Source organism: Enterococcus aquimarinus (assembly GCF_001885765.1).
Taxonomy (GTDB): Bacteria; Bacillota; Bacilli; order Lactobacillales; family Enterococcaceae; genus Enterococcus_I; species Enterococcus_I aquimarinus.
The window spans coordinates 183,576-208,049 of record NZ_JXKD01000003.1 but is presented as its reverse complement, the minus strand read 5'-3'; the positions used below and the strand labels follow the sequence as shown (position 1 = coordinate 208,049).

20 protein-coding genes and 1 other annotated feature are annotated in these 24,474 nt (G+C 38.6%); of the genes, 17 read left to right on the top strand and 3 right to left on the bottom strand.

Features of this window, described 5'->3' with window-relative positions; genetic code table 11:
• The first annotated feature begins 9 nt into the window (after positions 1-9).
• From thiI to RU93_RS03965, 8 genes are all read left to right on the top strand, one after another.
• Positions 10-1,212 carry a tRNA uracil 4-sulfurtransferase ThiI gene (gene thiI / locus RU93_RS04000; protein WP_071874315.1) on the top strand — a complete coding sequence of 401 codons (1,203 nt, stop codon included), beginning with the start codon at positions 10-12 and terminating at the stop codon, positions 1,210-1,212.
• Positions 1,213-1,554: 342 nt separating this feature from the next.
• Positions 1,555-2,226 (top strand): redox-sensing transcriptional repressor Rex, encoded by a 672-nt coding sequence (locus RU93_RS03995; RefSeq protein WP_071874314.1) that lies wholly within the window; start codon positions 1,555-1,557, stop codon positions 2,224-2,226.
• A 47-nt stretch (positions 2,227-2,273) separates the two neighbouring features.
• Positions 2,274-2,486: a binding site (T-box leader), on the top strand.
• Between the two features lie 50 nt (positions 2,487-2,536).
• Positions 2,537-5,179 (top strand): valine--tRNA ligase, encoded by a 2,643-nt coding sequence (locus tag RU93_RS03990; RefSeq protein ID WP_071874313.1) that lies wholly within the window; start codon positions 2,537-2,539, stop codon positions 5,177-5,179.
• Positions 5,180-5,578: 399 nt separating this feature from the next.
• A complete protein-coding gene (locus RU93_RS03985) occupies positions 5,579-6,883 on the top strand; it encodes a coiled-coil domain-containing protein (RefSeq protein ID WP_071874312.1) in 1,305 nt (434 codons plus the stop codon).
• Positions 6,884-7,087: 204 nt separating this feature from the next.
• Positions 7,088-8,335 carry a bifunctional folylpolyglutamate synthase/dihydrofolate synthase gene (locus tag RU93_RS03980; RefSeq protein ID WP_211272551.1) on the top strand — a complete coding sequence of 416 codons (1,248 nt, stop codon included), beginning with the start codon at positions 7,088-7,090 and terminating at the stop codon, positions 8,333-8,335.
• A 12-nt stretch (positions 8,336-8,347) separates the two neighbouring features.
• The gene (locus RU93_RS03975; RefSeq protein ID WP_071874311.1) at positions 8,348-9,010 is read left to right on the top strand and encodes an HAD family hydrolase; all 663 of its coding nucleotides are present in this window, start codon (positions 8,348-8,350) and stop codon (positions 9,008-9,010) included.
• Between the two features lie 50 nt (positions 9,011-9,060).
• Positions 9,061-9,753, top strand: a complete 693-nt coding sequence (gene radC / locus RU93_RS03970; RefSeq protein ID WP_071874310.1) for a RadC family protein — start codon at positions 9,061-9,063, stop codon at positions 9,751-9,753.
• A 158-nt stretch (positions 9,754-9,911) separates the two neighbouring features.
• Positions 9,912-10,112 carry a cold-shock protein gene (locus RU93_RS03965; protein ID WP_071874309.1) on the top strand — a complete coding sequence of 67 codons (201 nt, stop codon included), beginning with the start codon at positions 9,912-9,914 and terminating at the stop codon, positions 10,110-10,112.
• Positions 10,113-10,409: 297 nt separating this feature from the next.
• On the opposite strand, the gene rnjA is transcribed toward RU93_RS03965, so the two are convergent.
• Together rnjA and RU93_RS03955 are read right to left on the bottom strand one after the other, a co-directional pair.
• The gene (gene rnjA, locus RU93_RS03960) at positions 10,410-12,089 is read right to left on the bottom strand and encodes a ribonuclease J1 (RefSeq protein WP_071874308.1); all 1,680 of its coding nucleotides are present in this window, start codon (positions 12,087-12,089) and stop codon (positions 10,410-10,412) included.
• Between the two features lies 1 nt (position 12,090).
• Positions 12,091-12,303 (bottom strand): DNA-directed RNA polymerase subunit epsilon, encoded by a 213-nt coding sequence (locus RU93_RS03955; RefSeq protein ID WP_071874307.1) that lies wholly within the window; start codon positions 12,301-12,303, stop codon positions 12,091-12,093.
• Positions 12,304-12,750: 447 nt separating this feature from the next.
• Between RU93_RS03955 and RU93_RS03950 the strand changes: the two genes are divergently transcribed.
• Entirely contained in the window at positions 12,751-14,484 is a 1,734-nt protein-coding gene (locus tag RU93_RS03950) for an ABC transporter ATP-binding protein (protein ID WP_071874306.1), read from the top strand.
• Positions 14,481-16,238: an ABC transporter ATP-binding protein gene (locus RU93_RS03945; protein ID WP_071874305.1), complete on the top strand. Its 1,758-nt coding sequence runs from the start codon at positions 14,481-14,483 to the stop codon at positions 16,236-16,238. The genes RU93_RS03950 and RU93_RS03945 overlap by 4 nt, the downstream gene beginning before the upstream one ends.
• A gap of 117 nt (positions 16,239-16,355) precedes the next feature.
• Here RU93_RS03945 and clpP read toward each other — a convergent pair whose 3' ends face one another.
• A complete protein-coding gene (gene clpP, locus RU93_RS03940; protein ID WP_071874304.1) occupies positions 16,356-16,937 on the bottom strand; it encodes an ATP-dependent Clp endopeptidase proteolytic subunit ClpP in 582 nt (193 codons plus the stop codon).
• Positions 16,938-17,137: 200 nt separating this feature from the next.
• On the opposite strand from clpP, the gene RU93_RS03935 reads away from it, so the two are divergent.
• From RU93_RS03935 to RU93_RS03905, 7 genes are all read left to right on the top strand, one after another.
• Positions 17,138-17,656, top strand: a complete 519-nt coding sequence (locus RU93_RS03935; RefSeq protein WP_071874303.1) for a hypothetical protein — start codon at positions 17,138-17,140, stop codon at positions 17,654-17,656.
• A 31-nt stretch (positions 17,657-17,687) separates the two neighbouring features.
• A complete protein-coding gene (miaA, locus tag RU93_RS03930) occupies positions 17,688-18,620 on the top strand; it encodes a tRNA (adenosine(37)-N6)-dimethylallyltransferase MiaA (protein ID WP_071874302.1) in 933 nt (310 codons plus the stop codon).
• On the top strand, positions 18,613-19,866 hold the full coding sequence (hflX, locus tag RU93_RS03925) for a GTPase HflX (protein WP_071874301.1): 1,254 nt from the start codon (positions 18,613-18,615) through the stop codon (positions 19,864-19,866). Before miaA ends, hflX begins: the two co-directional genes overlap by 8 nt.
• A 274-nt stretch (positions 19,867-20,140) precedes the next feature.
• Positions 20,141-20,515: a MerR family transcriptional regulator gene (locus RU93_RS03920; protein WP_071874300.1), complete on the top strand. Its 375-nt coding sequence runs from the start codon at positions 20,141-20,143 to the stop codon at positions 20,513-20,515.
• Between the two features lie 31 nt (positions 20,516-20,546).
• On the top strand, positions 20,547-21,887 hold the full coding sequence (gene glnA, locus RU93_RS03915; RefSeq protein WP_071874299.1) for a type I glutamate--ammonia ligase: 1,341 nt from the start codon (positions 20,547-20,549) through the stop codon (positions 21,885-21,887).
• Positions 21,888-22,154: 267 nt separating this feature from the next.
• Entirely contained in the window at positions 22,155-23,024 is an 870-nt protein-coding gene (locus tag RU93_RS03910; protein ID WP_071874298.1) for a class II fructose-bisphosphate aldolase, read from the top strand.
• 192 nt (positions 23,025-23,216) lie between these two features.
• A complete protein-coding gene (locus tag RU93_RS03905) occupies positions 23,217-24,473 on the top strand; it encodes a UDP-N-acetylglucosamine 1-carboxyvinyltransferase (RefSeq protein ID WP_071874297.1) in 1,257 nt (418 codons plus the stop codon).
• The last annotated feature ends 1 nt before the right edge of the window (position 24,474 follow it).

The window sequence follows — 24,474 nt, the reverse complement described above, 5'->3', positions numbered from 1 at the left end:
AGATTACAAGTGAAATATACAGAAATTATGATTCGTTATGGCGAATTGTCAACCAAAGGAAAAAATCGCAGGACCTTTATTAACCGCTTATCATTAAACGTTCAAAAAAGTTTAATTGATTTTCCAAAAGTCAAAGTAATAGCAGAGAGAGATCGGATGCATTTACTGCTCAATGGCGAAGATAGTGATGAAATTATTCCGCTACTCACGAAAATTTTTGGTATCCAAACTTTTTCACCAAGTATCCGTGTTGAAAAAGACATTGAAGTGATTAAGCAAACCGCACAAGCAATCATGCAAGAAATTTATACAGGCAAAGAAACGTTTCGAATTTCAACTAAGCGTAGTGATCATGATTTTATTCAAGACACAAATGAGCTGAATTTGACGTTAGGAAACGCGATTGTCGATATTTTCCCTGACATTAAGGCGCAAATGAAACAACCAGATATTAACTTACGCGTGGAGATTCGCGTAGAAGGTGCGTACTTGTCTTACGAAATGATACAAGGGGCAGGTGGCTTACCAGTAGGTACAGCTGGAAAAGGAATGTTGATGCTATCTGGAGGAATCGATTCGCCCGTAGCAGGATACTTCGCGATGAAGCGTGGTGTCGAAATTGAAGCCGTCCACTTTGCTAGTCCTCCTTATACAAGTGAACAATCTTTACAAAAAGCAAAAGATTTAGCGAAAAAACTCACGCCGTATGTTGGTTCGATTCATTTCATTGAAGTACCGTTTACAGAAATTCAAGAAGAAATTAAAAAACATGTCCCACAAGGTTACTGGATGACGATTACAAGACGGATGATGTTACGCTTAACAGATGCGATTCGCCAGCAAAGAAAAGGCTTAATCATTGTCAATGGCGAGTCTTTAGGCCAAGTTGCCTCACAAACGTTACAAAGTATGGTTGCGATCAATGAAGTGACGAATACACCGATTATTCGTCCGGTTGCGACAATGGATAAGTTAGAGATTATTCAAATGGCAGAAAAAATTGATACCTTTGAATTGTCGATCCAACCTTTTGAAGACTGTTGTACGATTTTTGCGCCACCACAACCTAAAACACGCCCGAAACTTGAGAAAGTACCTAAATACGAACAACGTTTAGATATCGAAGGCATGATCGCGCGTTCGATGGCAAATTTGGTTCATAGTGATATTTCGGCTAGTCAAGTAGAAGAAGATTTTTCTGATTTATTATAAACTTGTATTTTCAAGTTTAAAAAAGTAAAACTGAGAGATAGATAAAATGTTACGCGTTAGAAAGAGGGATTGAATTCTTCTTTCTAACGTTTTTTTATATGAAAGAATGAGGACTCGTTTAGATTTCAAAATAGCATCCTAGATCCAAACTTCTATACTTTTAATCCATAACACGACCTTAACCATCCCTCTTTTGACTACGAGAACTAAGGATAAAAAGAGTGTTTGATGTAGAGCTAGATGTTGTTTTTTTAATTTGTGAAAATTCATTCAATCTTTGCTTGCGAATTCGAGAATGGCGTGGTACACTTTATGTGAACTTATTAACAAAGAGGTGGGAATATGGAAGTGAAAGAAATCAAAAAGTTGCCTAAAGCAACAGCGAAACGCTTACCATCATACTTAAGAAATTTAAAAGCACTTGAATCAAGTGGTGTTATTCGAATCAAATCAAAAGAATTTGCTGAAATCACTCATGTTCCTTCAGCTACCATCCGTCGTGATTTTTCCTACTTAGGGGAATTAGGTCGTAGTGGCTATGGCTATGAAGTGCCATTTTTAATTGAGGTGTTTAGCAATCTCCTTGCGACGGAGGAGGAGAAAGATATTGCGCTTGTGGGTGTCGGGAATCTAGGCAAGGCGTTATTAAAAAATAATTTTAGACGAAATGAGAATTTGAATATCACGTGTGTTTTTGACAGTGATCCTTCGTTAATTGGGACGGTATTTGAAGGTTACTACATTCATAGTATGGATGAACTAGCAGAAAAAGTGGCAGAAAACGGTTTGACGGTTGCGATTACGACCGTACCTAGTCACCACTCACAAGAAGCCGTTGATGTGATTGTTGAAAGTGGCATTACTGCAATTTTAAATTTTGCACCTGATCGAGTAACAGTACCCGATGAGGTGAACGTACGATATATTGATCTAACAACGGAACTTCTGACACTTATTTTCTTTGATAATCAAAATCACTATAAAATGCCCGCAGTTCATTTTAACGAGCAATAAGTAGGTAATAAACGCATTGACATTCAAATGTCTTCATTGTAGAATAAATCAAGACGTTGAACAAGAGGAGTAGCTAAATCGTTGTTTTAAAGAGAGGGAATCATTTGCTGGAAGATTCTCAACATGATTAGTGAAGGTAGCTTGGGAGTTTTTGATTTGAATTTGCAGTAAAATCAAACGAATCGTGATCGTTAACTCACGCGTTAAGAGGTAGCATAAGGCTACAATTTAGGTGGTACCGCGTAATTTACGTCCTAAGATGTTTTAGACATCTTAGGATTTTTTTTATTGTTTAAGAGGAGGAGAAAGAATGACTAAAAAAGAATTATCAACAAAATATCAACCAAATGAAGTTGAAGCCGGTCGTTATCAAGAATGGTTAGATAAAGAGTTGTTTAAACCAAGTGGCGATAAAAAAGCCAAACCATACTCCATTGTAATCCCCCCACCAAATGTCACAGGGAAGTTACATCTAGGACATGCATGGGATACGACGTTACAAGATATTATTATTCGTCAAAAACGGATGCAAGGGTTTGATACGTTATGGCTACCAGGAATGGATCATGCCGGTATTGCAACACAAGCAAAAGTTGAAGAAAAATTACGCGAACAAGGAATTTCTCGTTATGATTTAGGTAGAGAAAAGTTTGTGGAAGAAGTTTGGAGTTGGAAAGAAGAATACGCCGATCATATTCGTGAACAGTGGGCGAAGATGGGGCTATCTCTTGATTATAGTCGTGAACGTTTTACGTTAGATGATGGGTTATCTGAAGCGGTTAGAAAAGTCTTTGTGACAATGTACAACAAAAACTTAATCTATCGTGGCGAATATATTATTAACTGGGATCCTCAAGCACGGACGGCTTTATCGGATATTGAAGTGATTCATAAAGACATTGAAGGGGCATTTTATCATATGTCTTATCCTTTGGCAGATGGCTCAGGAGTGGTAGAAATTGCGACGACACGCCCAGAAACAATGCTTGGAGATACGGCTGTTGCGGTTCATCCAGAAGATGAACGCTATCAAGCCTTAATTGGTAAAATGGTCGTTTTACCATTAGTCAATAAAGAAATTCCAATTATTGCAGATGACTACGTGGAAAGAGAATTTGGGACAGGGGTCGTAAAAATTACACCTGCTCACGATCCGAATGACTTTGAAGTGGGGAATCGTCATGATTTACCGCGCGTGAATGTGATGAATGACGATGGAACAATGAACGAATTAGCGGGGATTTACGCAGGACTTGATCGTTTTGCTGCTCGTAAACAAATCATCAAAGATTTAGAAGCGATGGGTCGTTTGGTGAAAATTGAAAAAATGGTTCATAGTGTCGGCCATTCTGAAAGAACAGGAGTGGTAGTTGAACCTCGTCTTTCAACGCAGTGGTTCGTAAATATGGCGCCTTTAGCGAAAGAATCAATTGAAAATCAAGCTTCCGATAATGCGGTCGAGTTTTACCCACCACGTTTTAATCAAACATTCTTACGTTGGATGGAAAATATTCATGATTGGGTCATTTCACGTCAATTATGGTGGGGACATCAAATTCCTGCTTGGTACCATAAAGAAACAGGAGAAGTTTACGTTGGGATGGAGGCACCTGCCGATCATGAAAATTGGCAGCAAGATCCAGACGTGTTAGATACTTGGTTCAGCTCAGCATTATGGCCATTTTCAACGATGGGTTGGCCGGACGAAAATAGTGAAGACTATCAACGTTATTTCCCGAATAACACACTCGTTACAGGATATGACATTATTGCTTTTTGGGTAAGTCGTATGATTTTCCAAAGTTTAGAATTTACTGGCGAACGTCCATTTGACAATGTCTTAATCCACGGTTTAATTCGGGCAGAAGATGGTCGTAAAATGAGTAAATCGTTAGGTAACGGAATTGATCCAATGGAAATTATTGATCAATACGGAGCCGATGCTTTACGTTGGTTTTTATCTAATGGGTCATCACCAGGTCAAGATATGCGTTTTAGCTATGAAAAAATGGATGCGGCTTGGAACTTCATTAATAAAATTTGGAACGCATCACGTTTTGTTCTAATGAACGTGGAAGGGCTCACGCTAGAAGACTTGAGCTTACAAGGCGAAAAAACGGTCGCGGATCGTTGGATATTAAGTCGTCTAAATGAAACAATTGAAAAAGTAACGAATTTATTTGAACGTTTCGAATTCGGCGAAGCAGGCCGTCAATTGTACAATTTCATCTGGGATGATTTTTGTGATTGGTACATCGAAATGAGTAAAGAAACACTTTACGGAGAAGATGAGACGGCGAAAATGATGAATAAGAGCGTTCTTGTTCACGTGTTAGATCAAAGTCTACGTCTCTTACATCCAATTATGCCATTTGTGACCGAAGAAATCTGGGGAAATCTGCCGCATCAAGGTGATTCATTAGTGGTGGCACAATACCCAACGGTAGAAGCAAAATGGATTGATGAGACAGCAACAACTGGGATGGAAACGTTGAAAGAATTGATTCGTTCGGTCCGCAATATTCGAGCAGAAGTAAATACACCGTTATCCAAAAAGATTACCTTATTGATTCACACGAGCGATGCAGAGATTGATCAATTCTTAAAAGAAAATATCAATTATATTGAACGCTTTTGTAATCCAGAAGAGTTAGTCATTGCAAATCAAATAGACGCACCAGAGCTGGCAATGTCAGCAATTTTAACGGGAGCGACAATTTATTTACCACTTGCTGATTTAATTAATATCGATGAAGAAATCGAACGTTTAACGAAAGAATTAGCGAAATGGACGCAAGAAGTGAAACGCGTTCAAGGGAAATTAGCGAATGAACGCTTTGTAGCGAATGCACCAGCAGCTGTAGTGGAAGAAGAAAGAGAAAAAGAAAAAGATTATTTAGAGAAACAAAAATCAACGAGCGATCGCATTGCGCAATTAAAGCAATCAAATTAAGCGACACGTGAAGAGCCTCAAGTCCTGTTTGTAGAACCAGGATTTGAAGCTCTTTTTTTTATAAAATAGATAGAAGGATAAAATTCCGCATTGAACTCATTTTTTTAACAATTAATGCCAATTGAAAGCGGTTTTTAACTATCCTATCATTGTTTTGTTACTTAAAAAACAAGAACAGTATTGAAATTTGTGTTAAAAAGAGAGAGGTACAACGAAAAAGAGACAGGCATCATTCATAAACTCTTTTTTTTATAGTTTTTTTGTGATAAAAAGAACAAGTATTGATCGGATGAGGATTTTTTTGTTGAAGGGCTGGGACAGATTTTTTGTAAGTTCACTTAGAATATTTCTCATAAGAAAGGAAAATACCGTGAAGAACGGGCAAATAGAATGAAAAGCATGAATCGAAGAAATAAAATGATTTTTAAGTTTATTGTTACCGTGTCAATTGTCATTAGTTCAGCAGCAGGTGCATATGTTTATGCAGAATCAGTCAAAGATGCAAAGTTAAAAAAAGACTTAATCGCAGAACAAGTGATGATCCACCATTCCATCGAGGAAATCCAACAGGATAAACAAGAAGGGTTTATCCTTGTTAGTGAAGCCAAGAAAATAATCGAGAATCAGGCAATAAAACTAGGAACCATTGAAGGACGAATGACGGCTTTAGCCCCCAAAAGTGCTCAAAAAGTTCGTCAACAAAACGATAATCTTGCAAAGAAATTGAGCGACTTATCGAATCTTACACAGATTTATGAATTACAGAATTCTTTGTTTGAAACAAAAATATTAACGCCAGAAGATTTAAATCAGACAGCGAAGTTAAAAGAAGACGTTACGTTGGATGAAATCGAGGCGATTGCGATAAAAGTAAAAGAAAATCCCCAAGCGACTCTCGTCAAAGAGCAGTCTGAAGCAGTTATTGAATTTGCAATCAAGCAATTTGAAACGAAAAATGCAGTGAAAGAATGGCTACTAAAAAATGATCAACAATATAGTGAAAAGAATGTTCAAATATTGAGTGATTTAGTAAAACAAGTCGTTCCTGAATCAGAACAAGCCGGATTCGAAGATGCTTTACGTAAGTTTGAAAAAGGGCTAGCTGAAAAAGTGGCGAAAGAAAAAGCAGCACAAGAAAAAGCAGCACAAGAAAAAGCTGAAAAAGAACGAATTGCCCTAGAAAACGTTAATCGAGCAGTAGCGAACGCTTCGCAAACAACCATTACTGAGATTGAACAAAATGGTTATTCACAGACAAATGCACCTAATCAAGATGTTCCAGCAGGGGCGACATCAACACCGGCGGCAAATGGACAAGCCGCTCCTTCGATTCCAGATGCAGCACCAGTCCAAGAAGTGAGAACGGATGGTTTTAATTTTAATGGCAACCACTTTGACGTTCAATCATTTTCAGGTTTAGGAGCCGTTCCCCAATGGACACCGTATATTTACCAATGGGTTGAAGATCCATCCCACTATTTGATAGAAAAAGCGAGTAGTGCCGGCAGTGCTATTTGGCAGCTAGGAGTGGGTGACACGATTCAACTCGATGGTCAAACGTATACGATTTTTCATGTGATGCGTCATGTACCGAATGATGATAGTGCCTATCCGACGTTAAAATCTCAAGGAGCAACCGTAACGTGGCAAACGTGTGAGAGTGCGAGTGCCAATTCGGATTTAGCGATTTGGTTTGCCCGTTAATTTCGTTATTAATAAAAAAGAGTGGTTGGATAGCGACCTCCGAAATTTAGAGTAATTACTCTAAATTGTAGGGGTCGCCACCTAATTGCTCTTTTTTGTGCATGACTTCTATAGGAGATTTGGTATAATAATGAAGAGGTGAAGAGTGTGATAAAAACAGTAGAAGAAGCCATCGAATGGATACATAGTCGCTTACCCTTTGGGATGAGACCTGGGTTGGACCGCGTAAAAGCATTACTTGAACTAATTGACAATCCTGAACAAAATTTACAGATGATTCACGTTGCCGGAACGAATGGGAAAGGTTCGACGGTGAGTTATTTAAGTTGTATGTTACAAGAACTTGGGTTATCGGTAGGAACCTTTACCTCGCCATTTATTGAAGTCTTTAATGAACGAATCGCTATTAATGGACAATGGATTCCAGACGAGGCGATTATTCGACTCGTCAACAAATACCAACCTTTCGTGGCCTTGCTGGATGATCAGCCAGCGGTAACGGGAATCACAGAATTTGAGTTATTAACGGTGATGGGCCTTGATTATTTTCAAGAGCAACAAGTTGATGTCGCAATTATTGAAGTCGGGTTAGGTGGGTTACTTGACTCAACCAATGTCATTGAACCAATCTTAACGGCCATTACAACAATTGGAATGGATCATACAGATATTTTAGGAGAGACACTTGAAGAAATCGCGACTCAAAAAGCCGGGATTATTAAGCCGAATGTTCCGTTAGTAACAGGTAAAATTGAGGAAGCGGCTTTAAAAGTCATTAAAGATATCGCAATGAAGCAAAATGCGCCCATAAAATGTTTTGAAGAAGACTATCAAGTCGACTATCAAGGACCGGATTCAAAATGGGGCGAGATTTTTGATTTTTACAATGAAGCGGGAAAAATTAAAAATATCAAAACACCTTTGCTAGGGGAACATCAAATTGAGAATGCGAGTCTAGCGATTGAATTATTCTTTTCGTATTGTCACTTGAAACAGATTCCAATCAAACAAGAATGGATTATAAATGGCTTAGCACAAACACACTGGCCAGCCAGAATGGAAAAAATTAGTGATGAACCGTTTATTGTGATGGATGGGGCACATAATAATCATGCGATGAAACGCTTGGTTGAAAATGTTATGAGAGAATTTCCTCAAAGAAAAATATGGATTTTATTTTCTGCGTTAGAAACAAAAGACATCACCCAAATGCTAGCGGAATTAGCTCGGATACCAAGTAGCGAACTCTTGGTGACAACCTTTGATCATCCTAAAGCGCTCCATATCGAAAAACTAAAATCAATGAGTGGTGTCACTTCGATTAAAACAGCGGCTGCTTGGCAATTGGGCTTAGCAGATCTTTTAGAAAAGTCGATGGCAGACGATTTAATCTTAATCACCGGTTCCCTTTATTTTGTTTCAGAAATCCGTCAGTTCTTATTAAACCACTAAAGGAGAAAAACAATGCCAACCTATCAAGGAATTATTTTTGATTTAGATGGACTATTATTTGATACGGAGCGCCTCTACTATCAAGCGACGCAAGAAGTCGCTGATGTGATGGGGATTCCTTATGATGAAGCGACGTATCACGGTTACATTGGAATTAGCGATGATGAATTATGGCGTATCTATCACGATTTATATGATACAGATTTTGGTCAAGAGAAGGTGAACCAATTTATTACGCGCTCCTTTAACCGGGGAATTGAGATGTTTGAAAATGGCGAAGCACACTTAAAAGAAGGGGCTTTGGAACTTCTGACGTATCTAAATAAAAAGCGTATTTCCAAGGTCATCGCTTCGAGTAATCAACGGCGAATCATCGATATTTTATTAAATAAAGTAGGGATTCGCGAGGAATTTGAAGCAATTTTTTCATTTGAAAATGTGAAAAGAGCTAAACCAGATCCGGAAATTTTTCAATTAGCCCACCAATTTTTGAGCTTACCGAAAAAAGAAGTCTTAGTATTAGAAGATTCTCAAAATGGTGTTTTGGCCGCTCACCGTGCGACGCTTGATGTGGTGATGGTTCCTGATTTAATTGAACCAACACCCGCAACGAAAGCTAAAACGACTCATATTTTACCAAGTTTATTAGAAGTTCCGGCATTTTTAGAAATGTGAACCTGCTCCTTTGCGTATCTTATTTTGAGAATACGTAAAGGAGTTTTGACATGAGCAAAAAATTAATAGCTACCTTACCTAAAAGTTCGCTACCGCGAGAGCGTTTAATTGAATATGGCGAACAAGCATTATCGAATCAAGAATTACTCGCAATTTTACTACGAACCGGTTCCGCCCCTTATAATGTGATGGAATTATCTGGATTATTACTGGCAGCTTTCCCTAGTCTTTATGAATTAAAAGCAGCGACCTTACAAGAACTACAAATGGTTCGAGGTGTTGGGAAAATCAGGGCGATTGAATTAAAAGCGATGATGGAATTTGGTAGTCGGATTCATCAATCGTTACAACCGAAGTATGGAACGGTTCGCACGAGCATGGATTTAGCGTTTCAATTAATGGAAGATTTAAAAGACTATCAACAAGAACATTTAATCTGTTTATATTTGAATACTAAAAATGAAATTATTCATAAGCAAACGTTATTTATCGGTTCTTTGAATCAATCAATTGCGCATCCAAGAGAAATTTTTCGGGGTGCTGTCCGGCACAGTGCGGCTCGCATTATTTGTGCCCATAACCATCCGAGCGGCAATCCAGAGCCCTCGTCAAATGATCGGCAATTTACGCGACGATTAAAAGAATGTGGCGAAATGATGGGAATTGAGTTGTTAGATCATTTGATCATTGGCGATAAGAGTTACGTGAGTTTGCGGGAAGAAGGACTTTGGGAACGAATGTAAACGTATGAATAGATGGTTGCAAAATGAGAGTCATACGTGTAAAATGAGAGATGTAATTTTGTTTCGCAAGTAGAAGTTAACTAATCAAGTTTGACCGCTATATTGATGACAAACAAAGGTTACGAATTATTGTGCAGTAGCACTAGGAGGTTATTTTCATGGAGAATGGAACAGTAAAATGGTTTAACGCAGAAAAAGGTTTTGGGTTTATCTCTCGCGAAGACGGAAGTGATGTTTTTGTACACTTCTCAGCTATTCAAGGTGAGGGTTTCAAAACTTTAGAAGAAGGACAAGCAGTAACATTTGATGTTGAAGAATCAGATCGCGGTCCTCAAGCTACAAATGTGAACAAAGCCTAATTAAACAACAAAGAAACGAGGGTACGATACCCTCGTTTCTTTTTTTAGAGAAAAATGACGAGCAAGAGAATCGATGAATTGTCCGTCAGTTAGTTTCGATGATGGTATTCAAACAAAGCTTCTTCACTAAGTTTCCTCGGAGAGCTTAGCAAAGCCCACAAAAAAAACGCAAGAAGATGGTATGTGTTGAATCCTTTACGTTAGCCGTTAGTCTAATTAAGGATTCTTATACCATTCACTTGCGTTTTTTATTTTTTATAAGCTGCGCCGAAACGCTTTTTTATCAAAATAGAAGGGTTAGATACTGTCTGGTGTCATAACCATTGACAATATCATCGGGTGTCGTTCTGTTTTTTCAAAAAGGAACGGTTGAAGAGCAGCTGACATCGCTTCTTTTAATTTGTATTCTGTACAATTTGGTTCTTGTAAGGCTTCGCGAAGACTATTGAATAAAACGGTTTGCCCTTCGCTAATCATTTCACCAGATTCTCTCATATAAACAAAACCACGAGATAAAATATCTGGACCTGCTAAAATTTCTTTGCTTTCGATATCGACAGTCGCGACGGCTAAAACGAGCCCTTCTTCAGAAAGGATGCGACGATCTTTTAAGACGACGTTCCCAATATCACCGATACCACTACCATCTACGTAAACGTCGTTGGCATTAAAGTGGCCAGCAATCCGCGCAGAGTCTGCCGTTAAGGCTAACATGTCACCATTTTCCATAATAAAACAATGGTCTTCTGGCACGCCAGTATCTTGTGCTAGTTGAGTATGGATTTTTAACATCCGGAACTCGCCATGCACCGGCATAAAGAATTTTGGTTTCATTAAGCGCAACATGAGTTTTTGTTCTTCTTGTCCACCGTGTCCAGAAGTATGGATATTATTTAATTTTCCATGAATGACTTCTGCACCAGCTTCGAGGAGTAAGTTAATCAAGTGGTTAACACTCTTTGTATTACCTGGAATAGGTGAACTAGAGAAAATGACTGTATCATCTGGATGGACTTGGATTTGGCGATGCGTCCCATTCGCAATTCGACTAAGGGCAGCCATTGGTTCACCTTGGGAACCGGTACATAAGATCATCGTTTCATTCGCAGGTAAGCGATTGATCTCAGAAGCATCCACAAAAGTACCATTCGGAACTTTAATATAGCCTAAATTTTGACCATTAACGATCGCATTTTCCATACTACGACCAAACACCGCAATTTTACGACCTGTTGCAACAGCGGCATCAGCAGCTTGTTGTAAACGGAACATATTTGAAGCGAAACTAGCAAAAATAATGCGACCTTCAATTTTTTCGAAAATTCGAATAATGGAAGCGCCAATCGTTTTTTCAGATTTCGTAAAAGTAGGAACTTCGGCATTCGTACTATCAGATAGAAGACATAGAACGCCTTCTTCCCCTATTCGAGCCATTTTATGTAAATTAGCAGGTTCTCCAACCGGCGTAAAATCAAATTTGAAATCTCCTGTAGCTACAATATTTCCAGAAGGTGTTTTGACAACAACTCCTAGGGCATCCGGAATACTGTGAGTCGTTCTAAAAAAACTAATCGATGTTTTACGGAAACGAATCACGGTATCTTCATTGATTTCAATTAATGTCGCGTCGCGGAGTAGACCATGTTCGTCTAATTTATTGGTAATGAGAGCAAGTGCCAAAGGACCCGCATAAATAGGGATATTGGCTTGACGAAGTAAATAAGGAATACCACCAATGTGATCTTCGTGCCCGTGGGTAATGATTAACCCTTTAACTTTTGATAAATTTTGAACGATATAGCTGTAATCGGAAATCACATAGTCAATCCCAAGTAATTCATCTTCAGGAAATTTAATTCCTGCATCTATCAGAATAATTTCATCTTGGAATTGAACCCCATAGCAGTTTTTCCCGATTTCACCTAGACCACCGATGCCAAAGACACCAGTTTCGTTGTTTTTTAGTGAAACTTTCATTTTAAAACTCCGTCAAGGTGAAGTCTGTATTTTCTTTTTCGTATTCTAGATGATTGCCTTCTAGAAGTTGAAGGAATTCGATATTATATGGGGTATTGTCCTCAACTAATTGTCGTGCAAGCACCTCAGTTTCGGCGTCAATGTAAAGTGCTTTTGTTTGCTCTCTTTTTGGGTTTTGTTCTTTGCTTTCTTGGTAAAAAACTTTATAAATCATATGATACTCTCCTTTATCTGCGTCGCAGTTTTTAAGGCTGGATTTTTTAACGCACCAAAATGAAGGTCGGGTTTGTGAGACCTTTTTTAGTAGAATTGAACGTGAATAGGCTTTTTTCAGACATTGAGTGAGAAAAAAGAGAAAGTCTCGTCTTTACTTTCTGGAGGCGTTTATTGTAATTCAACCGAACGTTTCTGTATGGATATACAGGATTTGTTTTTATTTTATCATACAAATGAAAAGAAGTATAGAAAGACTAGTTAATTGCAGTCATTCATCCAATTGATCGTCATCGGTTGCTAAATGAATGAGTGATAATCATTTAGTTAGGTGGTTAGAGAGGCATGTGATTAAAAGAATGAAAATGACAATTTTCTGAAAAAGCTTTATCGTTTTGATGAGATTTGTTATAGTTTAAAAGGAGAGACAATTAAAGGAGGGATTTATTTGAAGTTAATGTGGCGTTATGCAATGAAACAAAAGAAACTATTATTTTTCAATTTTATTTCTGTATTCGGCTTTATTTCAGTTGAATTAGGATTACCAACGCTACTTGCGTTGATGATTGACAAAGGAATTACTCAAAATGATACGAACTATGTTAAAAATATGGGCCTTTTAATGTTGGGCGTCGTCGTTTTTGGTGTCGCATTAAATATTTTGTTAGGTTATTTTACATCGAGAATTACAACAAATATGATTGAGAATATTCGGGATGACCTATTCGAAACGGTACAAGAGTTTTCTCATAATGAATACGAACAAATTGGGGTTTCATCCTTGATTACGCGCGTGACCAACGATGCCTATCAGATTATGTTATTTATGCAAAATATTTTACGCATTGGGTTTACAGCACCGATGATGTTTATCGTCAGTTTATACATGGTCGTCCGGACGAGTCCATCGCTTGGGTGGTACGTTCTCGGTTCACTGCCATTCTTATTAGGCGGCGTCGTAGCAATCGCCATTTACTCTGAACCTATTTCGAAAATGCAGCAAAAAAATCTTGATCGTATTAACGGGATTTTACGAGAGAATTTATCGGGATTACGTGTGATTCGAGCATTTGTGAATGAACGATTCGAAGAAAAACGCTTTGAAGAAGTCAATGATGCGTATGCGACGAGTTCGAAAAAGCTCTTTCGTTTAATGTCGGTGGCACAACCAGCCTTTTTCTTTTTATTTAATATCGTGATGGTCTTAATTATTTGGTCTGGTAGCGTGCAGATTAGTACCGGCGATTTACGAGTAGGCGATTTGATTGCTTTTATCGAATATATCTTCCACGCGTTATTTTCGTTTATGTTATTTGCCACTGTTTTTATGATGTATCCGCGGGCGGCAGTTTCGGCTGGACGGATTCAAGATGTGTTTGATGCGGAACCATTGATTAAAGACAATCCAAACGGCATTACAACCACAGCAACAAAAGGGGAGTTAGTTTTTGATCATGTGACGTTTGCCTATCCGGGACCTTCGCAAACACCGGTAATCCGAGATATTAGTTTTACGGCAAGTCCAGGTGAAACCGTGGCGTTTATTGGCAGTACGGGTAGTGGGAAATCAACGCTTATTCAGTTGATTCCTCGTTTTTATGATGTCAGTCAAGGTCACGTATTAATTGACGGATCGGATGTTCGTGAGTATCAACTAGCAGCGTTGCGTCAAAAAATCGGGTACATTCCGCAAAAAGCGGTGCTCTTTACAGGAACAATTGCGGATAATTTACGCTACGGAAAAGAAGATGCTACAAAGGAACAAATGTTGCGAGCCTTAGATATTGCGCAAGCAACGGATTTTGTCTTGAGTTTACCCAATGGGTTAGATACGGTCGTTTCAGAAGGAGGCAGTAATTTCTCTGGCGGACAAAAGCAACGTTTAGCGATTGCTCGAGCGATTATCCGTCAACCGGAAATTTTCATTTTCGATGATAGTTTTTCTGCGCTAGACTACGCAACGGATGCTCGTTTACGGGAACGACTTCGCGCGGAAACAACGGAGTCGACGACATTAATTGTCGCGCAACGTGTGGGCACGATTATGGATGCCGATAAAATTATCGTTTTGAATGAAGGTGATGTTGTGGGAATTGGGACGCACAAAGAATTACTAAAAAATTGTGCCATTTACTACGATATTGCGGCATCACAATTGTCAGAGGAGGAGTTGTTAAAATGAGAAACTTTTCTGCGTTGAAGCGATTGGCTAATTACTTAAAACCATATCGAATTGGTTTTTATTTTGTATTATTTTTTACCGTTGCGACTGTCGCTTTTAATGGATTGTTACCCTATGTCTCTGGTTTACCGACCTCTGAAATTGCGAGAAATGTTTCGCAAGGTGAAGTCATAAACTTTGCTTACATCAAACAAACCCTTATCTGGATTTTATTGATTGGCTTGGGCTATGCGATTTCACAGTTATCCGCCGGGATTCTCATTACCAATGTCGTACAATCTGCAATGAAAGATTTACGTCATGATTTAGAGTCTAAAATCAATCGGTTACCCGTTTCTTATTTTGATAAAAATCAACAAGGGAATATTTTATCACGGGTAACAAATGATGTTGATGCGGTGAGTGGCGCGATGCAACAAGCACTCATTGGGATTGTAAATGCCATTTTGAGCATTTTAATTGCCATTTCGATGATGTTTTATATTAATCCCGTTATGACGCTTTTAGCGATGGTGATGATACCGATCTCAATGATTATCTCAAAATTGATCGTGAATAAATCACAACCAGATTTTAATCAGATGCAAAATGCACTCGGTGAATTGAATGGCTATGTTCAAGAAAGTATGACAGGTTTTAGTATTTTAAAAGTTTATGGACGTGAACAAGCGGCACTTGAAGGCTTTAAAAAGACTAACCGCAAATTACAATATTACGGATTTCGCTCCGCCTTTATCTCAGGGTTGATGATGCCACTCGTTCAGTTAACAGCCTATTTAGCGTATGTCGTTATTGCGGTAGTCGGAAGCTTTTATGTGATTGGTGGGGTGATTGTCCTTGGTCAATTACAAGCCTTTATTCAATATATCTGGCAAGTGAGCCAACCAATGGGAAATATTACGCAGTTATCTGGAGTGTTACAAAGTGCCTCTGCTTCTGCTAAACGAGTTTTTGAAATTTTAGATGAGCTCGAAGAAATCGAAAATGAAGTGGATGAGGCTTTACCAGAAGTCTTTCATGGGGAAGTTACTTTTGAGCATGTGGACTTTGCTTATTCGCCTGATAAGCCACTGATTAAAGATCTGAATTTTACGGTAAAGGCAGGTCAAACAGTGGCGATTGTCGGGCCAACTGGTGCAGGGAAAACCACCCTTATTAATTTGTTGATGCGCTTTTATGATGTAAATGCTGGTGCGATTAAAATTGATGGGGTTGATACGAAAAAGATGGCTCGCAGTGATGTCCGCTCTTTATTTGGGATGGTTCTACAAGACGCTTGGCTCTATGAAGGGACCATTGCGGATAATATTCGCTTTGGGAAGTTAGCCGCAACTGATTATGAAGTCGTGGATGCTGCGAAAACGGCGAATGTCGATCACTTTATTCGGACCATGCCTGAAGGATATGAAATGTTTATTAATTCTGAAGGCGATAATATTTCACTAGGACAAAAACAATTAATGACGATTGCGCGTGCGGTTATTTCGAATCCAAAGATTTTAATTTTGGATGAGGCGACTAGTTCTGTGGATACTCGTTTAGAAGCTTTGATTCAAAAAGCGATGGACAAAGTCATGGAAGGCCGGACAAGCTTTGTTATTGCTCACCGTTTATCGACTATTCGTGATGCAGATTTAATTTTAGTCATGGACAAAGGATCCATTATTGAACAAGGAAACCATCAAACATTACTTGCAAAAGGCGGCTTTTATGCCGACCTTTATAATAGCCAATTTTCAGAAGAAGCGGAATGATTGGTGAATGAAAATATGAAACGCGATTATTTCCAACTGGAATTTGAGTCAGTTTGATTAAATAAAAGCAGGTCTCTGAGATTCATCAGAGACCTGCTTTTGTGCTATCGGCTATTATTATTTTGTTACCATGACTTCATCAACAAGACCGTAAGCTTTTGCTTCTTCAGCAGACATGAAATTATCACGATCTGTGTCTTTTTCAATTACTTCAATTGGTTGGCCAGTCCGCTCTGCTAAAATTTTATTTAAGCGATCACGGGTTTTTAAAATATGGCGCGCAGCAATTTCAATTTCAGTTGCTTGTCCTTGAGCGCCACCTAATGGTTGGTGAATCATGACTTCTGCATTTGGCAAGGCAAAACGTTTACCTTTTGCACCAGCGGCAAGTAAGAAGCTACCCATTGATGCAGCCATTCCCATTACGATTGTTTGGACGTCGGCTTTGACAAAGTTCATTGTATCAAAGATCGCTAAACCTGCTGTCACGCTACCACCAGGAGAGTTGATGTAAAGATAGATATCTTTTTCTGAATCTTGCGCATCTAAGAAAAGAAGTTGAGCGATAATCGTGTTCGCTAAATCATCGGTTACTTGACCACTCAGCATAATAATGCGGTCTTTTAATAAACGAGAATAGATGTCGTAGGCTCTTTCGCCACGAGAAGATTGTTCGATAACTGTTGGAATTAAGTTCATAGGAAAAAATCCTCCTTGATTAATATTTGCTAAATGTTAACTATAGCATATCATATTGATGACTGTTTACATAGCTTCGTTGCTTATTTAGCTAAGGAAATTATAACGGAAAGGTCAATAAAGGTCAAATAAAAAAGATTAAAAAAGGGAAGAAGATATGGTAGAATGGGGGAAGAGAATCAAAGGAAGGAATGGTTGAAATGGCAATGTTTGTGATCGGTATGAGTGGCGTGCTTACGGGTGCTCTTCTGGTAATTCTTGGTTTTTATATTCAAATGAACTATTTAGAGCGAAAAGAAAAAAAACAGCGATTACTGGAACACAAAGTCAAGGAAATCGAAACGCTGCTTGCATTAAATAAAAAAGTCATTGAGATTTTAGAAAAACGAATGGTGATGATGGACGAATACGTGAGTTTTGACGCGTTCGATGATTGTTACATTACGGTCGATGACTATATTTACTTACAGTCATTTGCGGCCCATAATAGTTTTTATTTACCGAATTACTTTTTAGATGAATTTTTTAAACAAATTTCAACGCGGAAAGTTGTGTTATCGCCGACTGAAACTGTTTCGTTGGGCGGCTATACGTTTAAAGGTGGCCGTGTCTTGATGGAACAACTATCTGATAAGATGACTGAAATGATTTATGAACGAAAAAATCAATTAACCCGCTTAACAAATGAACCGTTACTACTTTTTAAATATAAAGGATAAGGTTAAAATAGGAGATAATGTGAGAAAAAGAATGGATAAAATCATTGTGATTGTTGGCCCTACCGCTGTAGGAAAAACCGCGCTTAGTATTGAACTAGCTAAAAAATACGATGGCGAAATTATTAATGCAGACTCAATGCAAGTTTATCGTGGGCTTGATATTGGCACGGCTAAAGTGACAGCCGATGAAGCAGATGGGATTGCGCACCATCTGATTGATATATATGAACCAAATGAAACGTATACGGTGGCTGATTTTCAAAAAAAAGCACGAGAAAAAATCAACGAAATCACGAGTCGTGGGAAGTTGCCGATTGTGGTAGGTGGCACAGGACTGTATGTTCAAGCACTGATTTATGATTATCAATTAGGAAAAAAAGAGGAAGTAGACGATTACCAACTACGAGAAAAGTATACACAATATGCGCAAAATCATGGAAATCTCGCACTTTGGGAACAATTAAAAGTGAAGGATGAACTAGCAGCTGAAAAAATACATTTTAATAATCAACGCAAAGTCATCCGTGCGCTTGAAGTGTTTGAGTTAACCGGGCGAAGTATTATTGCGCCAAAAGAAACACCCCAAAAATGCTATGATGATTTTTTAATTGGGTTGACCACAGATCGCACTTTGCTATATGAACGGATTAATCAGCGCGTGTATCAAATGGTGGAGCAAGGGTTAATGGAAGAAGCACGCAGTCTGCTGGCTTTTCCTGAATCACAAGCAGCATTAGGAATCGGTTATCAAGAATTTTTTCCTTATTTTGAAGGGAAAGTTCCACTAGAAACAGTGATTGAAGAAATTCAACTACATTCCAGACGGTACGCGAAGCGACAGTTGACTTGGTTCCGAAATCGCATGGCGCCTCATTGGTTCGATTTAGTTCAAGCACCAGAAACAATTGTTACCTTAGAAGAGCAAATCAACACTTGGTTGAAAGGAGTGAAGCAACATGACTGAAACGAAACAAGAAAAAGAACGTGTGATCATAGTGGGTGTGGAGCATGAGGGGAATTATCAGTATTTTGAGGAGTCCATGCTCGAATTAAAGAATTTAACGAAAACAGCCGAAGGTGAAGTTGTTTTTTCTTTAACGCAAAAAAGACCCCAAATCGATCGTCGAACGGTCATTGGAAAAGGAAAAATAGCCGAATTGGTGACGTTAATTGAAACCTACGAGGCGAATTTGGTTATCTTTAATCATGAGTTAACCCCTCGTCAAAGTCAAACGATTGGCGATGCTTTAGGCATTCCAGTCATTGATCGCGTGCAAGTCATCTTAGATATCTTTGCGATGCGTGCCCGTTCTAAAGAAGGAAAACTACAAGTAGAGTTAGCTCAATTGGAATATTTATTACCACGCTTGATGGGACAAGGGAAAATGATGTCGCGTCTAGGCGGCGGGATAGGGACGCGGGGACCTGGTGAAACGAAATTAGAAACCGATCGTCGGCATATTCGCAACAAAGTGACCATCATCAAAAAGGAATTAAAAGAAGTTGAAGCGCATCGGACTCGGACACGCCAAAAACGTCAAACCAATGATACCTTCCAAATCGGACTAATCGGTTATACGAATGCCGGGAAATCAACGATCTTAAATGCTTTAACAAAAGCGCAGACTTATGAAGAAGATCAATTGTTTGCGACATTAGATCCATTAACTAAAAAGTGGCGTTTACCGGAAGGGTTTGAAGTAACATTGACTGATACCGTAGGCTTTATTCAAGATTTACCTACACAATTAATCAATGCGTTTCATTCGACCTTAGAAGAAAGTCGTAATATGGATCTCTTGCTGCATGTCGTTGATGCCAGCTCTGATAATCGTCAACAACACGAAGAAACCGTCCTAAAATTAATGGAGGAACTTGATTTAACAGGTATTCCTGTTTTAACCGTTTATAACAAAGCGGATCAAATGAACCCCGCTACATTTGTTCCAACGTTATTTCCTAGTGTCTTAATTTCAGCGAAAAGTTTGAGTGGCAAAGAACAATTAAGTCAAGCCATTAAATTATCCATAATGGAAATTTTACAACCTTATACGTTGACCGTCGCTTCTCATGAAGGAAATACCTTGAATCAACTTAAAAAAGAAACATTACTCGTCACAGCAGATTTTGATCCAGAAACCCAACGGTACGTAGCCAAAGGTTTCGCGCCACCTTATTCTTTTGCCATTCGGTTAATGGAAGACAATTGATATAAAAAAAGAGGTGCCTTAGGGCGTCTTTTTTTTTTTAAGCGAAATGAACTAAGAAATTGGTACGAGTTAGCGCTAGTAAATCATCATTTCGATGATGAACAACACAATAACCATCATTTTTGGGCAGATTTTCCATGGAGAATGTAAAAAAGTAAAAAAAAACTGCTTTTCATGTTAGATTATATGACATAGGCGGTTGACAAGAAGGAATGGAGTTGGTATATTTTTTCTATCATCAACTATTTAATCGAGAATAACAAGGGAGGCAATCATGCAAGAGAAAGAATTTCGCCGATCAATGTCTGTGTTTCCTATTGGAACAGTCATGAAATTGACCGACTTAACCGCGCGACAGATTCGTTATTATGAGGAACAAGATTTAATTCACCCAGAAAGAAGTGAAGGGAATCGCCGAATGTATTCTTTGAATGATATTGATGTCTTACTTGAGATTAAAGATTACCTCTCGGATGGACTCAATATGGCTGGAATTAAAAAGCTTTATGAAATGAAAGAAGAGGAAGTTGAGACAAAAGTGAAACAACCGTTAACCGATAAAGATGTTCGTCGTATTTTTTATGATGAATTATTATCGCAAGGAGGACTATCCCATAGTAATCCTTTCCAGAAAAACCCTAGAATTTAAAACTTTTAATTAATGAAAGAGGATGGAAAAAATGCCAAGAATCGACTACACTGCTGACGAAATTATCAAACACGCACAAGAAGAGAACGTTCGTTTTTTACGTTTAATGTTTACCGACATTATGGGAACAATCAAAAATGTGGAAGTTCCAATCAGTCAATTAAAAAAAGTCTTGGATAATAAAATGATGTTTGATGGTTCTTCGATTGAAGGGTTTGTTCGAATTGAAGAAAGCGATATGTATCTTTATCCTGATTTATCAACTTGGTTAATTTTTCCTTGGGAGAACCAACATGGGAAGGTTGCACGGTTAATTTGTGATATTTATAATCCAGATGGAACGCCTTTTGCGGGAGATCCTCGTGGCAATTTAAAACGAATCTTAAAGAGTATGAATGACTTAGGCTTCACTTCCTTTAACTTAGGTCCAGAACCAGAATTTTTCTTATTTAAGTTAGATGAAGAAGGCGAGATTACGACTGACCTAAATGATAAGGGTGGCTATTTTGATTTTTCACCAATGGACTTAGGGGAAAACTGTCGTCGTGATATCGTGTTAGAGTTAGAAAAAATGGGCTTTGAAGTCGAGGCTTCTCACCACGAAACCGCCCCTGGACAACACGAAATTGATTTTAAATACGCAGATGTGATTGAAGCGTGTGACAATATTCAAACCTTTAAATTAGTTGTGAAGACGATTGCTCGAAAACACGGCCTTCATGCAACGTTCATGGCGAAACCGTTATATGGGATTGCAGGCTCTGGGATGCACTGTAATATGTCATTATTTAAAGGCAAAGAAAATGCCTTCTTTGATGAAGAAGGTGATAGACAGTTAAGTAAGACGGCTTATCAATTTATGGCAGGGTTGTTAGATCATGCACGGGCCTTCACTGCCGTATGTAATCCAACGGTTAACTCTTATAAACGTTTAGTACCAGGATTTGAAGCGCCTGTGTACGTGGCTTGGTCTGGACATAATCGTTCTCCACTGATTCGTATTCCAGAGGCGAGAGGGCTATCCACACGTCTTGAGTTACGTTCTGTCGATCCAACGGCTAATCCGTACTTAGCGATGGCAGTCTTGTTAGAAGCAGGACTAGATGGTATTCGCCGCGATTTAACGCCGCCACCAGCTGTCGATCGTAATATTTATGTGATGACAGAAGAAGAGCGTGAAGCGGCACAAATCTATGACTTACCATCAACGATTCACAATGCGATTAAAGCCTTACGTAAAGATCCAGTCATGATTGATGCCTTGGGACAACATATTTATGGTAACTTTAATGAAGCCAAACGTATGGAATGGGCAGCTTATCGTCAAACTGTCTCTGAATGGGAAAGAGAACAATATTTAGAACTCTATTAAGAATAAGTAAAAGCCGTTTGACATACAGGAGTCAAGCGGCTTTTGTTTGCATTCAATGATTTTATCAGGAAGAATAGACTATAATGATGGTTATTTTCTGAAAGTTTCCTTAGATAAAACGCCATCCTTCTTAATTGATTATGAAAAAACAAGTAAAATGTTTAGATTGACTAGTAAAAGTCTTGAAACTTTGCTAAAATAAAGGCGTTGGTTGAGAATCATAATTCTTGACAAATAAGTTTAGCTAAAAACTAGGAGGAAATTATTATGCCATTAGTATCAGGAACTGAAATCTTACAGGCAGCTCGTAAAGGCGGCTATGCAATTGGAGCTTTTAACACAAACAACTTAGAGTGGACGCAAGCGATTTTACAAGCAGCAGAAGCAAAGAAAGCACCAGTTTTAATCCAAACTTCAATGGGCGCTGCAAAATACATGGGCGGCTACAAATTAGTCGTAAACATGGTTAAAGATTTAATTGAGTCAATGAACATTACTGTTCCAGTGACACTTCACTTAGACCATGGCGATTACGAAGCAGCTTTAGCATGTATCGAAGCAGGATACACTTCAGTGATGTTTGATGGTTCTCACTTACCATTTGACGAAAACTTAAAATTAGCTAAAGATGTTGTTGAAAAAGCACACGCAAAAGGCGTTTCTGTTGAGTGTGAAGTTGGTTCAATCGGTGGAGAAGAAGATGGAATCATCGGTACTGGTGAATTAGCAGATATCGACGAATGTGTTCAAATCGCAAATACAGGAATTGATTTCCTAGCTTGTGGTATCGGAAACATTCACGGTGCATATCCTTCAAACTGGACTGGATTAGCATTTGATCACTTACAAGCAATTGCGAATGCAGTTGGCCAAGATATGCCATTAGTATTACACGGTGGATCAGGAATTCCTGCAGATCAAATCGCGAAAGCAATCTCAATGGGCGTTTCAAAAATCAACGTAAACACTGAGTTCCAAGTATTATTTGCAAAAGCAACTCGTGAATACATTGAAGCTGGTAAAGATTTAGAAGGCAAAGGATTTGATCCTCGTCAACTATTAGCACCAGGTAAAGCAGCAATCGTGAAAGAAGCAGAAGCTCATATCGATTTATTTGGTTCAGCAAACAAAGCTTAATTAAAAAATAAAAAAAGGTCTTAAGCATACTAATGGTATGTTTAAGGCCTTTTTTACTGACTGTTTTTGTTTAAAATGAGAGAAACCTCTAAGAGTTGTGAACAAAAACACTCGTACCTTTTTTCTTTTAGTAAAATATGCTAAGATAGGAAAGATTGAAATAATTAATTGAAAAGTAATAGGTGAACTTAAATGAAAAAAATAATGATACAAGGTAATAAACCGTTAACGGGTGAAGTCACTGTCAGTGGAGCTAAAAATAGTGTCGTTGCACTGATTCCTGCAGCAATTTTAGCGGATTCTCCCGTTATTTTAGAAGGCGTTCCTGATATTAAAGATGTCCATTCCTTGATTGAAATTTTAGAAATTATGGGCGTGAAAACGAAATTTGCCAATAACCAATTAGAAATTGATCCAACAGAGATTGTCTCGATTCCGATGCCGACCGGTAAAATCAATAGCTTGCGAGCTTCTTATTATTTTATGGGTGCGTTACTTGGCAAATTTGGTGAAGGTGTTGTCGGACTTCCAGGTGGTTGTAATCTTGGCCCACGCCCGATTAATTTACACATCAAAGGGTTCGAAGCACTAGGGACTGAAGTGGCGAATGAACATGGTGCGATGTATTTACGTAGTGGCGATGGACTTGTCGGTACGAGAATTTTTATGGATATGATTTCGATTGGGGCGACGATTAACGTGATGTTAGCCGCTGTTCGTGCCAAAGGTCGTACGATTATTGAAAATGCCGCAAGAGAACCTGAGATTATTGATGTGGCAACATTATTAAATAATATGGGTGCCAAGATTCGTGGTGCAGGTACGAATGAAATACGGATTGACGGCGTTGAAGAGTTGCATGGTTGTCGCCATTCGATTATTCCAGACCGGATTGAAGCGGGAACGTATTTAGCCTTAGCTGCTGCCGTAGGAAATGGCATCACAGTAAAAAATGTGATTTACGAGCATCTAGATAGTTTTATTTCGAAATTACAAGAAATGGGCGTCAAAATGGATGTGGGCGAAGATAGTATTTTCGTTTACCCGGCGAAAGATTTAAAAGCCATTTCGCTAAAAACCTATCCTTACCCAGGTTTTGCGACAGATTTACAACAACCGTTAACGCCATTATTATTAAAAGCGCAAGGAATGTCAGAAGTGACGGATACGATTTATCCGAAACGGGTGAATCATATTCCGGAACTTGTTCGCATGGGCGCTAAAGCAAGCATTGAAGGAAATGTGGTCCTAATTGAAGGATCAGATGCCTTGCAAGGAACGGACGTGATGGCGTCTGATCTTAGAGCCGGCGCATGTTTAGTCATTGCGGGCTTAATGGCAACCGGTACAACAAAAATTAGTAAAGTCGATCACATTTTAAGAGGTTATGATAATATAATTGATAAATTAACTGCCCTTGGTGCAGATATCAAAATGATTGAGGAGTAAA

Excerpts from the sequence above, each read along its gene's own strand:
- RU93_RS03995 (WP_071874314.1), top strand. The coding sequence starts at position 1,555 with ATGGAAGTGAAAGAAATCAAAAAGTTGCCTAAAGCAACAGCGAAACGC.
- RU93_RS03990 (WP_071874313.1), top strand. The coding sequence starts at position 2,537 with ATGACTAAAAAAGAATTATCAACAAAATATCAACCAAATGAAGTTGAA.
- RU93_RS03985 (WP_071874312.1), top strand. The coding sequence starts at position 5,579 with ATGAATCGAAGAAATAAAATGATTTTTAAGTTTATTGTTACCGTGTCA.
- RU93_RS03980 (WP_211272551.1), top strand. The coding sequence starts at position 7,088 with ATGAGACCTGGGTTGGACCGCGTAAAAGCATTACTTGAACTAATTGAC.
- RU93_RS03975 (WP_071874311.1), top strand. The coding sequence starts at position 8,348 with ATGCCAACCTATCAAGGAATTATTTTTGATTTAGATGGACTATTATTT.
- radC (WP_071874310.1), top strand. The coding sequence starts at position 9,061 with ATGAGCAAAAAATTAATAGCTACCTTACCTAAAAGTTCGCTACCGCGA.
- RU93_RS03965 (WP_071874309.1), top strand. The coding sequence starts at position 9,912 with ATGGAGAATGGAACAGTAAAATGGTTTAACGCAGAAAAAGGTTTTGGG.
- rnjA (WP_071874308.1), bottom strand. The coding sequence starts at position 12,089 with ATGAAAGTTTCACTAAAAAACAACGAAACTGGTGTCTTTGGCATCGGT.
- RU93_RS03955 (WP_071874307.1), bottom strand. The coding sequence starts at position 12,303 with ATGATTTATAAAGTTTTTTACCAAGAAAGCAAAGAACAAAACCCAAAA.
- RU93_RS03945 (WP_071874305.1), top strand. The coding sequence starts at position 14,481 with ATGAGAAACTTTTCTGCGTTGAAGCGATTGGCTAATTACTTAAAACCA.
- clpP (WP_071874304.1), bottom strand. The coding sequence starts at position 16,937 with ATGAACTTAATTCCAACAGTTATCGAACAATCTTCTCGTGGCGAAAGA.
- RU93_RS03935 (WP_071874303.1), top strand. The coding sequence starts at position 17,138 with ATGGCAATGTTTGTGATCGGTATGAGTGGCGTGCTTACGGGTGCTCTT.
- miaA (WP_071874302.1), top strand. The coding sequence starts at position 17,688 with ATGGATAAAATCATTGTGATTGTTGGCCCTACCGCTGTAGGAAAAACC.
- hflX (WP_071874301.1), top strand. The coding sequence starts at position 18,613 with ATGACTGAAACGAAACAAGAAAAAGAACGTGTGATCATAGTGGGTGTG.
- RU93_RS03920 (WP_071874300.1), top strand. The coding sequence starts at position 20,141 with ATGCAAGAGAAAGAATTTCGCCGATCAATGTCTGTGTTTCCTATTGGA.
- glnA (WP_071874299.1), top strand. The coding sequence starts at position 20,547 with ATGCCAAGAATCGACTACACTGCTGACGAAATTATCAAACACGCACAA.
- RU93_RS03910 (WP_071874298.1), top strand. The coding sequence starts at position 22,155 with ATGCCATTAGTATCAGGAACTGAAATCTTACAGGCAGCTCGTAAAGGC.
- RU93_RS03905 (WP_071874297.1), top strand. The coding sequence starts at position 23,217 with ATGAAAAAAATAATGATACAAGGTAATAAACCGTTAACGGGTGAAGTC.